Annotated in this window: 9 protein-coding genes; 3 read left to right on the top strand and 6 right to left on the bottom strand. The window is 73.5% G+C overall.

What is annotated here, in order from left to right; translation table 11 throughout:
- Positions 1-279: 279 nt before the first annotated feature.
- Complete coding sequence (locus AB0G15_RS03240) at positions 280-3579, bottom strand: BTAD domain-containing putative transcriptional regulator (protein ID WP_362834824.1); 3300 nt, start codon at positions 3577-3579, stop codon at positions 280-282.
- Between the two features lie 241 nt (positions 3580-3820).
- Between AB0G15_RS03240 and AB0G15_RS03235 the strand changes: the two genes are divergently transcribed.
- Both AB0G15_RS03235 and AB0G15_RS03230 read left to right on the top strand, forming a co-directional pair.
- Entirely contained in the window at positions 3821-4417 is a 597-nt protein-coding gene (locus AB0G15_RS03235) for an NAD(P)H-dependent oxidoreductase (RefSeq protein ID WP_362834822.1), read from the top strand.
- A 238-nt stretch (positions 4418-4655) separates the two neighbouring features.
- On the top strand, positions 4656-5174 hold the full coding sequence (locus tag AB0G15_RS03230; protein ID WP_362689623.1) for a hypothetical protein: 519 nt from the start codon (positions 4656-4658) through the stop codon (positions 5172-5174).
- A gap of 272 nt (positions 5175-5446) precedes the next feature.
- Here the strand turns inward: AB0G15_RS03230 and AB0G15_RS03225 are convergent, their stop codons facing one another.
- The 5 genes from AB0G15_RS03225 to AB0G15_RS03205 form a co-directional block, all read right to left on the bottom strand.
- Positions 5447-7858, bottom strand: coding sequence for a GH1 family beta-glucosidase (locus tag AB0G15_RS03225; protein WP_362834820.1), 2412 nt, complete (start codon positions 7856-7858; stop codon positions 5447-5449).
- 366 nt (positions 7859-8224) lie between these two features.
- Complete coding sequence (locus tag AB0G15_RS03220; protein ID WP_362834818.1) at positions 8225-8854, bottom strand: TetR/AcrR family transcriptional regulator; 630 nt, start codon at positions 8852-8854, stop codon at positions 8225-8227.
- Positions 8855-9024: 170 nt separating this feature from the next.
- Entirely contained in the window at positions 9025-9828 is an 804-nt protein-coding gene (locus AB0G15_RS03215) for a hypothetical protein (protein WP_362834816.1), read from the bottom strand.
- Between the two features lie 6 nt (positions 9829-9834).
- Positions 9835-10476 (bottom strand): response regulator transcription factor, encoded by a 642-nt coding sequence (locus AB0G15_RS03210; RefSeq protein WP_362834814.1) that lies wholly within the window; start codon positions 10474-10476, stop codon positions 9835-9837.
- Entirely contained in the window at positions 10467-11705 is a 1239-nt protein-coding gene (locus AB0G15_RS03205) for a histidine kinase (protein ID WP_362834812.1), read from the bottom strand. Before AB0G15_RS03205 ends, AB0G15_RS03210 begins: the two co-directional genes overlap by 10 nt.
- A gap of 313 nt (positions 11706-12018) precedes the next feature.
- Here AB0G15_RS03205 and AB0G15_RS03200 point away from each other — a divergent pair, with 313 nt between their 5' ends.
- Complete coding sequence (locus tag AB0G15_RS03200; protein WP_362834810.1) at positions 12019-12879, top strand: hypothetical protein; 861 nt, start codon at positions 12019-12021, stop codon at positions 12877-12879.
- Positions 12880-13020 lie beyond the last annotated feature (141 nt).

Here is a 13020-nt window from a genome sequence, read left to right as displayed (position 1 = left end):
CAAGATCCGCGTCTGCGAGGGCACCGACAAGTTCGACGACTGCGGCCGCTGGGGCGACGCCTTCTAACCCCCTCCCCACCCGCACACCGACCCGATCGGTCTCCCACGCTCGAACCCGGCCGGCTCCCCAGGGGGCCGGCTTCGTGCTGTCCGGGGATTCGCGCGCCGTGCGGTCACCGGTCACCGGTCCGGGAAGATCGGGGACTGCGCGGGAGCGCCGGCCGCCGGCCGGGGACGATCGGGGACGGGGGCCTCGCGCACCGGTCCGCCCGGTCCACGTCAGGGCACGGTCACCTGGTCGACGAGCGATCGGGCCTCCTCGGGCGTCAGGTCGCCGCCGCGCTCGAAGCAGGACGCGAAGTCGTCCTCGCCCAGCGCGTCGCGGGCTCTCGCCGCGATCCTGTCGACATCGCCGCGCTCGGCGGGCGCCAGGGGCATCGCCGTCGCCAGGCGGGCCGAGGCCGCCGCTCCCAGCAGCCGGGCGGCGTGGCCGTGCTCCCCGGCGAGGGACAGCGCCCCGGCCAGGCCCTCCAGGGCGCGCGTCACGTCACGGAAGGCGTCGAGCTCACTGGCGACGGTGAAGCTCTCCAGGTGCATGGCCCGTGCCGTCGCGGCGTCGCCGCGCTCCTCGAAGACGAAACCGAGCTCGACCAGGATCATCGGCAGGTGCACGAGGTGGTCCGTCTCGCCGTCCTCCCGCTTCGGGGTCCACTCCAGGATGTTGCGCAGGTGCGTCTCCGCGAGGTCGAACCCGCCCGCCCTCCTGGCGGCGTAGGCGAGCACCGTCTCGGCGAAGATCTGCCCGGCCTGGTGGCCCTGCTCCGCGGCCAGCCGCGCCGCCCGCTCGCCCGACTCCCTGGCCCCGGTGTGGTCGCCGCGCTGCAGGGCGATCCAGCCGAGCCAGGCCAGGCGTACGGCGACCTCGGGCCAGAGCCCGAGTTCCTCGGCCATGTGCAGCCCGTCCCGGTGCAGCCGGTCGGCGCGCTCGTGGTCGCCGGTCATCTCCGCCAGCCCGCCGAGCCATTCCGTCGCCTGAAGCTGGCCCCAGCGGTCACCGATCTCGCCGAACAGTTCCGCCGCCCGCTCGCTGTCGCGTTCGAGGGCGGCCGCATCGCCCCTGATGTGCGCGTGCTTGGCCCGGATGACGAGGGCCGCGGCCGTCCCCCACCGTTCACCGAGGACGCCGAAGGCCGCCAGCGCCTCGTCCAGCAGCTTCTCACCGGCCGCCGGACCACCGGTGCCCATCCCGGTGAAGGCCAGGAACCACTGGGCCCTGGCCCGCTCGCCCGGGTCGTCGATGTCCTCGTACAGCAGCATGGCCGCCTGGTCGGTGACGTCACCGCGCAGGAACGCGAAGCCCGCCTGCCAGGCGAGGGCTCTGGCGCGGAGTGCGGGGATCCGCGCGACGCCCGGCACCCCGGCGGTGACGCCCGGCATGTTCGCGGTGGCGCCCGCCGTCCCGGTGGTGACGGCCAGCACCGAGGCCGAAGACCGCCCGGCCTCCGCCAGCCGGCCCCGCAGGAACCAGTACCAGGCCAGCGCGTTCACCAGCCGGAGCCCGCCCTCCGGGTCCCGGTCGGCCACCGCGCCGTCGAGCGCCGCCCGGAGATTGGCGGCCTCCGCGTCGAGGCGGCGCAGCCACCGCCGCTGGTCGTGCCCGTACAGGTGCCGCTCGGCCTCCTCGGCGAGATCGATGTAGTAGCGCCGGTGGCGCCGCCGCAGCGGCTCGAACTCACCCGCCTCGTGGACGCGTTCGGCGCAGTAGGCGGCCACCGACTCCAGAAGGCGGTAGCGGGGGCCGTCGGCGGTGTGGGTGACGGTGACCATGGAGCGGTCGACCAGGCGTGCCAGCAGGTCGAGCACGTCGGCGGCGGGGAGGTCGTCCGCGCCGCAGACGGCCTCGGCGGCGGACAGGGTGCAGCCGCCGGCGTGCACGGCGAGGCGGCGCAGGGCGAGGCGCTCGGGGCCGGTCAGGAGATCCCAGCTCCAGTTGATCATCGCGTGCAGCGTCCGCTGGCGGGGCGGGGCGCCGCGATGCCCGGTGGACAGGAGACGGAAACGGTCGTCCAGGCGGGCGACGAGGCCGTGCACGCCCAGCGCGCGCACCCTGGTGGCGGCCAGTTCCAGGGCCAGCGGGATGCCGTCCAGACGGCGGCAGAGCGTGGCGACCGCCGGGGCGGTGTCCGCGTCGAGGGTGAACCCGCGGGTCGTCGCGCGGGCGCGGGTGACGAACAGCCGTACCGAGCCGGTCCGTTCCAGCGCGTCGAGGTCGGCGTCGGCGTCCGGCGTTTCCAGGGGCGGGACGTTCCAGACCACCTCACCGGTGAGGGCGAGGGGCTCCTGGCCGGTGGCCAGGACGCTCAGCCCGGGAACGGCTCGCAACAGGAGTTCCGCCAGTTCGGCGACGGGCTCGACGAGATGCTCGCAGTTGTCGAGCACCAGCAGCAGCCGCCGGGGGCGGAGCGCGCCGACCAACCGGTCCACGGGCTTCCCCGGACCGGCGCCGTCGTGGATGTCCAGCACCGTCGCGACCGCGTCGATCAGCGAGTCCGTCGTCGCCAGGGCGCCCGCCCGGTCGAGCGCGGCCAGCTCGACCAGCCACACGCCGTCGGGGAAGGCGTCCGTCAGCCGCCACGCGGTCTCGACGGCGAGGCGGGTCTTGCCCACCCCGCCGGGACCGGTGAGGGTCACCAGGCGGCCGGCGCGCAGCAGGGCGTCGATCTCGGCGATCGCGTCGTCCCTGCCGACCAGGCCGGTGAGGGGCGCGGGCAGGTTCGTGGCGGGCCTGGCAGGTGGACCGGCGGGGGGAGAGGCCGGTACGGCGGGCGGGTCGAGTGCCGGATCCCGGGCGAGGATCGCCCGGTGCAGGGCGATCAGCTCGGCACCCGGGTCGAGGCCGAGCTCGTCGGCGAGGTGGACGCGAAGCTCCTCGTAGCCGCGCAGCGCCTCGGTCTGCCGTCCGGAACGGTAGAGGGCGAGCATGTGGGCGGCGCGCAGCCTCTCCCTGAGGGGGTGCCGGGCCAGCAGGCCGCCCAGCTCGGCCGCGAGCCGGGTGTGCTCGCCGAGGGCGAGGCGGGCCTCGGCGTGATCCTCGTGGGCGGTGAGCCGCTGCTCGTTCAGGTGGGTGATCATCGCTTGGGCGAAGGGCTCGTCGGCGAAGTCGGCCAGCGCGGGGCCGCGCCACAGGGCGAGCGCGTCGGTCAGCAGCGCCGCCCTGGCGCGCGGGTCGCCGGTCCGCCCCGCCTCGGCGGTCAGGGAGAGGAACCGCCGCGCGTCGACCGCGTCGGCGTCGACGCGCAGCACGTAGCCCGGAGGGGGCGACACCACCAGCCTCCTGGCGCCGGGTTCGGCGTCCTCCAGGGCCCGGCGCAGCTGCGAGACCTTGGCCGACAGCGCCCCCGCCGGGTTGCCCGGCAGATCCTCGCCCCACAGGTCGTCGACCAGCCGATCGGCGGGCACCGGGCGTCCCTCGTGGATGAGCAGGTCGGCGAGGAGGGCGCGAACCTTCAGCCCGGGGACGGCGACGGGCCTGCCGTCCGTCGTCCACACCGCCAGCGGTCCCAGCACCCCGAAACGCATGGACGCCACCATAACGCGACACGGCGTCGCGGGGCCGGGCCGTGCGCGCCGGCCGAGGTCCCGTGCGGGAGGACCGGGCTTGTGTCGTACGGAGCACGGGAACCACCCCGCACGGGCCGGGTGAACCCGGGCCCGAGCCGCGGGACCGGATCCGGGCGGCGACCGGAAGCCGAGCGTAAACATGCCGTAAACGCCCTCCGGCAGGGTGGGGCCCATCACGCGGGAGCGAAGGAGGTCGGGGATGCCGAAGACGCAGAACGGCGACCGGTTGCGGGTGGCGGTCATCGTCGGCAGCACCCGTAACGGCCGGTTCGGCCCCACGGTCGCGGACTGGTTCGCGGGGCGGGCCCGCAGACGGACGGAGCTGGAGATAGACCTGATCGATCTGGCCGACGCCGCCCTGCCGCAGACGCTCACGGACCAGGACGAGGCGCTGCCCGCGCCGGTGGTCGCGCTGGCGCCGCGCCTGGCGGGTGCCGACGCGTTCGTGGTGGTGACTCCCGAGTACAACCGGAGCTTCCCGGCTCCGCTCAAGAACGCCATCGACTGGTTCCACCGGGAGTGGCGGGCCAAGCCGGTCGCGGTCGTCTCCTACGGCAACGACTCCGGCGGCCTGCTCGCCGCCGCGCAGCTGCGCGAGGTGTTCGCCGAGCTGCACGCGGTGGCCATCCGCGACGGTGTCGCGCTGCCCCGCTACTGGGAGCGGTTCGCCCCCGACGGCAGCTGGCCCCGGGCGAACGCGGAGTGCGACGCCACCGTCAAGACCACCCTGGACCAGCTGACATGGTGGGCCCGCGCGTTGCGCGAGGCCAGGGCCAGACACCCCTACGAGGTCTGAGGACGAGGACGTGCCGGGGCCGGCCCGCCCCGGGCGGTTCGGGGTGTCCGGGGGATCCGGGCGGTTCGGGGTGCCCGGGGATCCGAGCGCTTTGGGGTGTCCAGGGATCCGGGCGTGAGACGGGTCTCGCAAGGGCGGGCAAAGGCATGTCCAAGCGATCCGTGTCGTGCCCCCCAACCGGTGCCGCAGCGTGTCTGCTGTCCAGCAGTAATGGCACCGCTTACCTGGAGGGTCGGAGATGAGGAAGTTGCTTCATGCCGGTGTGCTCGCGCTCGGCGTGCTCGCAGCCGGATGCGGCGGCGCCGACGACGGGAGCACGACCGAGCCGATGGTCGCGGACCAGGTCAAGGCGTCGCCCACCTCGCCAGAAACCCCCGCCTCGTCCTCGCCGGCGACCAGGGCCAAGGTCGAGCTGGGAGAGACGAGTATCGGAAAGGTCCTGGTCGGAGAGGGAGGACGCACGCTCTACCTCTTCGAGAAGGACAAGGACGGGAAGTCGTCGTGTTCCGACGCCTGCGCGCGGGCGTGGCCGCCGTACGTCACGGACGGGAAGCCCGAAGCGGGCCAGGGCGTCAAGGCGGACCTGCTCGACACCACCGAGCGGGACGACGGCACGACGCAGGTGACCTACAACCGCCATCCCCTCTACTACTACGCCAAGGACACCAAGGCCGGCGACGTCAAGGGACATGATGTCGACGGCTTCGGCGACGAGTGGTACGCGGTCACCGCGGACGGGAAGAAGGCGCGCGACTGAGCCGGACCGGGGGGACGCGAACGAGCGCCGCCCCGGGAGAGACGTGAACGAGCGCGTCCGTGAGGCCGGATCCCCGGGACCCGGGAGCCCGGGCCGGGGGCGGGCACGGCGTGCCGGCCCGTGACGCGGGCGACCTCGCCGACGAAACCGTAGGGCTCGCCCCGCCCGGGACGCGAGACGTGAAGGGCCCGCCGTCACCCCGGCGGGCCCTTCACGTTCCTCGCCCGTGCCTTCATGGAGTTCTCCGCCGGCCGAGGCGCGCGGTCACCCCGTCAGGTGGACTCCCGGATGACCAGCTCCGTGGGCAGGATCGTCGAGGACACGGGACCGCCGTCGATCTGGCGGAGAAGCAGGCGCACCGCCGCCCGCGCCTGGTCCTCCCGGGGCGCGCGCACCGTGGTGAGCGCGGGCACGGCGTAGGAGGCGGCCTCGATGTCGTCGAATCCCGCGATCGCGACGTCGTCCGGCACCCGCCGCCCCGACTCGCTCAACACCCGCAGGGCACCGATCGCCATCAGGTCGCCGGCCGCGAAGACCGCGTCGAGCGCCGGGTCGTCACGCAGGAGCTGGCGCATCGCGTCCGCGCCCGAGGCGAGGGTGAGATCGCCGACGGCGATGATCGACCGGTGCCCGGTGTCGCGCAGGGCCTCGCGGTAGCCCCTGAGCCGGTCCTGCGCGGCGACCATGTCCGGGGGGCCGGCGATCGCGGCGATCCGCCGCCGTCCCCTGGCGATCAGGTGCCCGACCACCGAGGCGGCGCCGCCCGCGTTGTCGACGTCGGCGTACGCGGCGTGCGTCGCCACCGCGGGCCGGCCCAGTGACACGACGGGGATGCCCGTACGGGCCAGCGCGGAGGGCAGCGGGTCGGCGCCCTGAGCCGACACGAGCACCACCCCGTCCACGTGCCCCGAGGCGGCGTACTGCTCCACCCGGAGCCGGCCGGCCGTCGAGTCGGCGAGCATGAGAGTGACGCGCTTGCCCGACTCCTCCAGCTCCCGGGTGGCCGAGCGGACGGTCGCCGAGAACAGCGGGTCGTCGGAGCGGACCCCGGCGGGGGAGCCGGAGACGACCAGCGCGATCGAGTCGGTGCGCCGGGTCACCAGGCTGCGGGCCGCCGAGTTGGGAACGTAGCCCAGCTCGTTGACGGCGTGCATGACGATCGCGCGGAACTCGTCGCTGACCGTGCCCTCACCGTTGATCACCCGGGAGACGGTCGACCTCGACACGCCCGCGCGGGCGGCGACCGCCTCCAGGGTGGGGCGCTTGGCGCGCTCGCGGTGCAGCCCGTTGTGCCGGATCACCTCGCGGTACCACAGCGCGCTGTCCTTGGGCAGCCGCCGCTGTGTCTCGAAGTCGACGTGCACGATCCCGAAGCGCTTGTTGTAGCCCTCGGCCCACTCGAAGTTGTCCAGCAGCGACCAGACCAGGAAGCCGCGCAGGTCGGCACCGGCCTCGATCGCGGCGTGCGCGGCCCTCAGGTGGCCCTCGAAGAAGGCGGTCCTGTCGGCGTCGTGCACGCGGTCGCCCGCCACCACGTCGTCGAACGCGGCGCCGTTCTCGGTGACGATCAGGCCGACCTCGGGGTAGTCGCGCGAGAGCCGCGTGAGCAGCTGGGAGAGCCCGGTCGGCACGATCGCCCAGCCCATCGCCGTCGTCGGGGCGTGGGTGCCGCTGAACCGGATGCCCTCGCTGCCGGGGTAGGCGGCGTTGGCCGGCTCGCCCGGCTCGGACCGTACGACGCAGGGGGTGTAGTAGTTGATCCCGAGCAGGTCGATGGGCTGGTTGATCGTTTCGAGGTCGCCGTCGTGGATGTGGTCGGTCCCGCCCATGCGCTCCATGATCGCGAGCACCGTGTCGGGGTACTTCCCGCGCAGGGCGGGGTCGAGGAACTGCCGGTTGATGAGGCAGTCGATCCGGTTCACCGCCTCGGCGTCCTCGGCGGACGGGACGAGGTCGGGGTCGCTCAGCTGGCCGGGCGTCATCACCGGCGTGAGGTTCAGGGTGAGGGCGATCTCGCGGGCGCCCGCGTCGCGCAGCACCCGGGCGCTCAGGCCGTGGGCCAGCAGGAGGTGGTGGGAGGCGCGGAAGGCCTCCGCCGCCGAGGCCCGGCCCGGCGCGTGGATGCCGATGCCGTACCCCAGCACCGCGGCCACCCACGGCTCGTTGACGGTCATCCACGTCCCGACGCGGTCGCCGAGCCGGTCGTGCACGAGGCGGGTGAAGTCGGCGAAGCGGTGGGCCGTGTCGCGGTCGGTCCACCCGCCCAGGTCCTCCAGCGCCTGGGGGAGGTCCCAGTGGTAGAGCGTCACGTAGGGCGCGATGTCGGCCGCCAGCAGCTCGTCCACCAGCCGGTCGTAGAAGTCGAGCCCGGCGGCGACGGCGGGCCCCGAGCCCGACGGCTGGATCCTGGGCCACGCCACCGAGAACCGGTAGGCCCCGAGGCCCAGCTCCGCCATCATGCGGACGTCTTCGGCGTAGCGGTGGTAGTGGTCGCAGGCCACGTCGCCGGTGTGGCCGTCGGTGGTCCTGCCCGGCGTGTGGGAGAAGGTATCCCAGATCGACGGGCCCCGCCCACCGTCTCGCGCCGCGCCCTCGATCTGGTACGAGGCGGTGGCGGCACCCCAGACGAAGCCCTCTGGAAAGGCCAGGGTCTCGCCCCGGGCCGAGATGGTCGTTGCGGTCATCCTTCGAAAACCCCCGTCGGTTCTCGCGACTGCCAGGACGCGCGGGGCGGTGGCGGGGTCGCCGTCGTCCCGGTCGGTGGAAGTGTCCCACCGACATCATGGGCCGGTCGCGGCCTGGCGTCGAGAGGATTTCCCGACCCGCGTGGGCACGCTCCCACCCTGCCCGCCTTCATGATCGACGCCACAGTAACCGATGCCACCGACAGCGGGGACGGGGAGCCGGTCGCCCCCCACCGCGCCGGTGGGCGGGTCTGATGCCGGGGGACGCCTGAGCGTCGTCCGCCGGCCCCGCCGGCCTCCCCGGACGGCACGGGTCCGGCGGGCAGGCCGCTCTCCGGGGCGGAGAAGGTCTCTCGGAGGCCGTTCTCAGGCCCCGGGGAGTCTCAGCATGCGGTCGAGCAGCTGGCGGTGATGGGCCAGGAGGCGTTGCCGTGCCCCCGGGTCGGCGGAGATGGAGTGCTCCGCCTCGGCGATCGCCTCGCCGTGCAGGAACCCGTACACGCTCCAGATCAGCGTGCGCAGCAGCAGGCTCAGGTCCACCTGGTCGTCGATCAGCCCGGCCCTGGCGGCGGAGCGCATCGCGTCGCGGGTGAGGTTGATGAGGGGGATGGAGTAGATCTGCTCCAGGTCGGGGAGGTCGGCGGCGTCGCCGAGCCAGCGGTGCATCCACAGCGCGGGGATCTGCGGGTTGTCGAGGCAGAACTCCATGTAGCGCTCGGAGAGCTCGTACATGACGGCGGCGAATTCCTCGGGGCCGGCGGCGGGGAGCGCGCTGAGCACGTCCTCCACGAGGGCCCGTTCCGCCCGGCCGGCGTGGTCGATGACGGCGAGGTAGAGATCGTGTTTGTCGCCGAACCGCTGTTGCACCCACCTCAGGTCCTGCCCGGCCGCCTCCGCTATCGCCTGCAGTGACGTGCCGTCGTGACCGAACGCCGCGAAGAGCCGTGCCGCGATGTCGATGACCGCTCGGCTCTGCGGGTCGTCGGCGGGAATCATGACTCGATTCAAGTCCTCCGTACGGGTGGAGACGCCCTGGCGTTGGTTTTGACCTGGTCAAACCTGTGTGCGACGCTCCGCCCCGCCCGCGCCGGGAGGGAGGCGCGGGGTTCGCGGGACGGCGGATCACGGGTCAGGACGGAACAGGCCGCGGATCAGGACGGCACGGATCAGGACGGGAGGACGCTCAGCTCGCCCGCCCCGGTCAGGGCGGTGATCCGCCGTGGGGCGGCCGGGTCGCGCCGCACGTCGACGGTCGCGTTCCCGGTGTTGGTCCGCACGTCGTAGCCCTCCTTGTACTCCTCGCCGTCCGGCACCCTGACCTTCACGTCCCCGGACGCCCTCACCACGGCGCTGACGTCGCCCGGCGGGACCGCGAACCTCAGGTCGACGTTTCCCGTACCGGTCTCGACGTCGGCCCCGGCGGACCCGAGGCCGGTGCCGATCACGTTCCCCGTCTGCGCCCGCACCAGCAGCGCGCCCCTCGTGCCGTCCGCGACCACGTCGCCCACGGCGGTGGAGAGGCGCAGGTCGCCGTGGATCCCGCTCACCGAAACGTTTCCGAAGCGACGGGACGCCGCCTCGACGCCGGTGGCCGCGGGCACGCTCAGGACGTAGTCGGCCTGGCAGGCGGGGCCGCCGGGAGGTTCGCCGCCGGGGCAGCGGACGTCGATTTCGAGTGTCCGCCCGTCCCACTCCTCGGTGACCACGGGCCGGTCCCGGGTCCAGAAGAGCGTCCTTTCCAGGCCCAGCCGCTTCGCCGCGCCCGGCACGACCGAGATGTTGACGTGGCCGGCGGCCTCCACGACGATCTTCGGCGAGGTGAGCGCCCAGGACTGCGTCATGATCTCGGAGGTCGGGGGGACCGTCATGATCTCGGCCCACGCCGCCAGGGCGGTGAAGGCCACGGTGAGCGTGGTGAGCGTCCCACCGGTGATCAGCCAGGCGGTGCGGGCGTTGTTTCGTGTCGGCATGCTCTCTCAAACCTTCAGGAATCGCAGGACGGCGAGCACCCGGCGGTGGTCCTTGTCGGCGCCGGAGAGGTCGAGCTTGGTGAAGATGTTGTTGATGTGTTTGCCGACCGCGCTCTCGGACACCACCAGGGCCTCGGCGATCCCGGTGTTGGAGCGGCCCTCCGCGATCAGCGCGAGCACCTCGTGTTCCCGGCGGGTCAGCCGGTCCAGCGGGTCGCTGTGCCGGCGCAGCAGCAGCTGGGCGACCACCTCGGGATCCAGGGCGGTGCCTCCGGCGGCGATCCGGCGCAGCGCGTCGAGGAACTCCTCGACGTCGGCCACCCGGTCCTTGAGCAGGTAGCCGATCCCGCTGGTGGCGGTGGACAGCAGCTGGGTGGCGTAGCGCTCCTCGACGTACTGGGAGAGCACGAGGATCGCGAGCGCCGGCCGCTGGCGGCGCAGGACGAGCGCCGCGCGCAGGCCCTCGTCGGTGTGCGAGGGGGGCATCCGCACGTCGGTGACGACGAGGTCGGGGACGTGCTCGTCCACGGCGCGCAGCAGCCCCTCCGCGTCGGACACGGCGGCCACGACCTCGATGCCCGCCGAGCCGAGCAGGCGGACGAGTCCCTCTCGCAGGAGTACGGAGTCCTCGGCGAGCACTACGCGCACGGCAGCTCCACTCTGATCGTCGTCGGCCCGCCGAGCGGGCTGTCGACGTACAGGATGCCGTCCACGGAGCCGACCCGGCGGGACAGGCCGCGCAGGCCGGTCCCCCGGTCCGGGTCCGCGCCGCCGCGGCCGTCGTCGCTGACGGCCACGTGGAGGCGGTCGCCGAGGCGGTCGACGACGACCTCGGCGCCGGACGCCCCCGCGTGCTTGGTGATGTTGGTCAGCGCCTCGGACACGACGAAGAACGCCACCGCCTCGACCGTGGGGGAGACCCGTTCGAAGATGTCGACGCTCAGCCGTACGGGGAACGGCGCCCGCGCGGCCAGGCCGGACAGGGCCGCGTCCAGGCCCTGGTCGTTGAGGACGGCCGGGTGCAGCCCCCGGACGAAGTCGCGCAGCTCCTTCAGGGCCTGCTTCGCCTCCTCGTGTGCCTGCACGATCACCTCGCGGGCGGGTTCCGGCAGGTCGGTGAGGGTGGCGCGGGCCATGCCCAGGTTCATCGCCAGCGACACCAGCCGCTGCTGGGTGCCGTCGTGCAGATCCCGCTCGATGCGGCGGCGCTCGGCGTCCGCGGCGTCGACCACCTCGGCGCGGCTCTCCCGCAACGTCTCGACCCGCTGGACCAGCTGGTCGCTCAGGCTGGGGCCGAGCAGGGCCTCGGCGGCGATCACGTCCAGTACGGCGAACCCGCGGGCGACCCAGGGGGCCGCGACGAACAGGGTCCCCGAGACGAGGACGAACGCCATGCTCGGCCAGGTCTCCTCCATCGCCCAGTACCGCACGGCGAGCGCGGCGGTCACCAGGCCGCCCGCCCACGCCCCGACGACCGAGACGGCGCCGATGCCGCTGATCAGCGGGGCCAGCAGGTGGTACCCGAGCCGGCGCCAGGTGCTCCGCGTCCTGGCCTCCTGGAGCAGCCGCCTGAACGGGTTCATGCTCATGGGGCGGCGCGCGACCGGCGGGATGTCGACGTCGAGGAAGGCGGCGAACCGGGACCGCTGCACCAGGGTGAGCAGCCGGACGACCACGAAGAACAGCAGCAGCGCGATCACCGGGACCACCACGGTCCACATCAGCAGCAACGACGCCATCACCAGCGCCGAGATCACCGCCGTGCCCAGCAGGGCGATCGGCACGCCCGTCACCAGGTGCGCGGTGCGGAGCCAGGCCCGCGCGGACCAGTGGGCGCTGATCCTCTCCCAGGGGGTGGTCATCTCGATGCCGGTCATACGACCACCGTAGGGACCGCCGCGGCCGGGGCACAGGGGCGAGGTATCCCGGAAAAAGGTGGGGCAAACCCCACCTTCACCGCCGGGCCGGGGTTCTCTTCACGGGGCACCCCTGGCGTCACGGTCGTACGGTTCGCCCTCTCTGGAGGGTAAAGACATCATTTGTCGGCTTCACCTAACCTTGAAGGATGGGCCCCGCGAGTATGCCTGACGGCATGGCGCGGGAGGGGTGACGGACCGGCCTCCCTCCGGCCGGGCCTCGCCCTCCGGCCTCCCCCGTGCCCCCGTCCCCTCCGCAGTTCCAGGTCCACTCATGATCCCCGTACTTCCCGGCCTCCCCGGCGCCGCCGATCCTTCCCGGCTTCTCGCCGACGACCCGATGTCCGAGCCCCTGACCTACCCGGGCCGCCTCCCCTCGGGAGCCGGTCTGCTGGCCGACGGCCGTTTCCTGCCGATGTCCGAGGAGGCCGGTGCCCTCGGTGACCGGCGGGTCCGGTCCGGAAGCCGGGTCGTGCGGCTCGCCGACCACCTGGCGAGCCTCGGCGCCGGCCCGATGGAGTCCCGCCACCCGGTGGTCGCGGTGGGGTCCAACGCCGCGCCGGGCCAGCTGCACCGCAAGTTCACCACTGCCGGGATCCGGCCCGTCGTCCCGCTGACCCCGGCCATCGCGCACGGCGTCGCCCCGGGGGTGTCGGCGCACGTCAGCCGGAACGCCTACCTGCCCGCCGCGCCCGTCAGGGTGGCGGGGGCGTCGCTCCTGTTCGTCGTGTGGGTGGACGACGCCCAGCTCGCCGCGCTGGACGCGACCGAGCCGAACTACCTCCGGCTCCCGCTGCCCCCGAGCTCCTTCCCGGTGAGCCTCTCCTCGGGGGAGGCCCTTCCGTCGTGCCACGTCTACGCGGGCAGGCACGGATGCCTGGTGGACGAGGAGGGCGAGCCGCTGCGGCTCGCTCCCCAGCCGGAGCTGATCGGGCACCTGCTGGCCCGCTCCGCGAAGCTGCGGCGCCTGTTCGGGCGGACACCCGAGGAGTTCGTGGCCAGGGCGCGGCGGGACGACGGGACGCGGGAGGCGGCCCACGCGCTGTTCAGGAGCGACGGGCTCGCCGACCCCGGAGCCGGGCTCGCCGGAGAGCTGTCACGTCCCCCGGCTCGCGAACGGCGCCGGCGCTCCTGACCGAGGCTGTTCCTGATCGAAGGCTGCTCCTGACAGGAGGCCGCCTCGGCCCGCTCCGGTCCGCTTCGATCTATAGATAACCCCAATGGGGTTAGTCATGGGTTATAAATAGAGGGAGGCCTGAAAGCGGCCGACGGAAGG

Origin of the sequence: Streptosporangium sp. NPDC023825 (assembly GCF_040639575.1) — a bacterium.
Taxonomy (GTDB): domain Bacteria; phylum Actinomycetota; class Actinomycetes; order Streptosporangiales; family Streptosporangiaceae; genus Streptosporangium.
This window is presented reverse-complemented; position numbering and strand designations above follow the sequence as displayed.

What these genes read in the sequence shown, in the direction of transcription:
- AB0G15_RS03225 (WP_362834820.1), bottom strand. Translation starts at nt 7,858, where the DNA reads ATGACCGCAACGACCATCTCGGCCCGGGGCGAGACCCTGGCCTTTCCA.
- AB0G15_RS03235 (WP_362834822.1), top strand. Translation starts at nt 3,821, where the DNA reads ATGCCGAAGACGCAGAACGGCGACCGGTTGCGGGTGGCGGTCATCGTC.
- AB0G15_RS03200 (WP_362834810.1), top strand. Translation starts at nt 12,019, where the DNA reads ATGATCCCCGTACTTCCCGGCCTCCCCGGCGCCGCCGATCCTTCCCGG.
- AB0G15_RS03205 (WP_362834812.1), bottom strand. Translation starts at nt 11,705, where the DNA reads ATGACCGGCATCGAGATGACCACCCCCTGGGAGAGGATCAGCGCCCAC.
- AB0G15_RS03230 (WP_362689623.1), top strand. Translation starts at nt 4,656, where the DNA reads ATGAGGAAGTTGCTTCATGCCGGTGTGCTCGCGCTCGGCGTGCTCGCA.
- AB0G15_RS03220 (WP_362834818.1), bottom strand. Translation starts at nt 8,854, where the DNA reads ATGATTCCCGCCGACGACCCGCAGAGCCGAGCGGTCATCGACATCGCG.
- AB0G15_RS03215 (WP_362834816.1), bottom strand. Translation starts at nt 9,828, where the DNA reads ATGCCGACACGAAACAACGCCCGCACCGCCTGGCTGATCACCGGTGGG.
- AB0G15_RS03240 (WP_362834824.1), bottom strand. Translation starts at nt 3,579, where the DNA reads ATGCGTTTCGGGGTGCTGGGACCGCTGGCGGTGTGGACGACGGACGGC.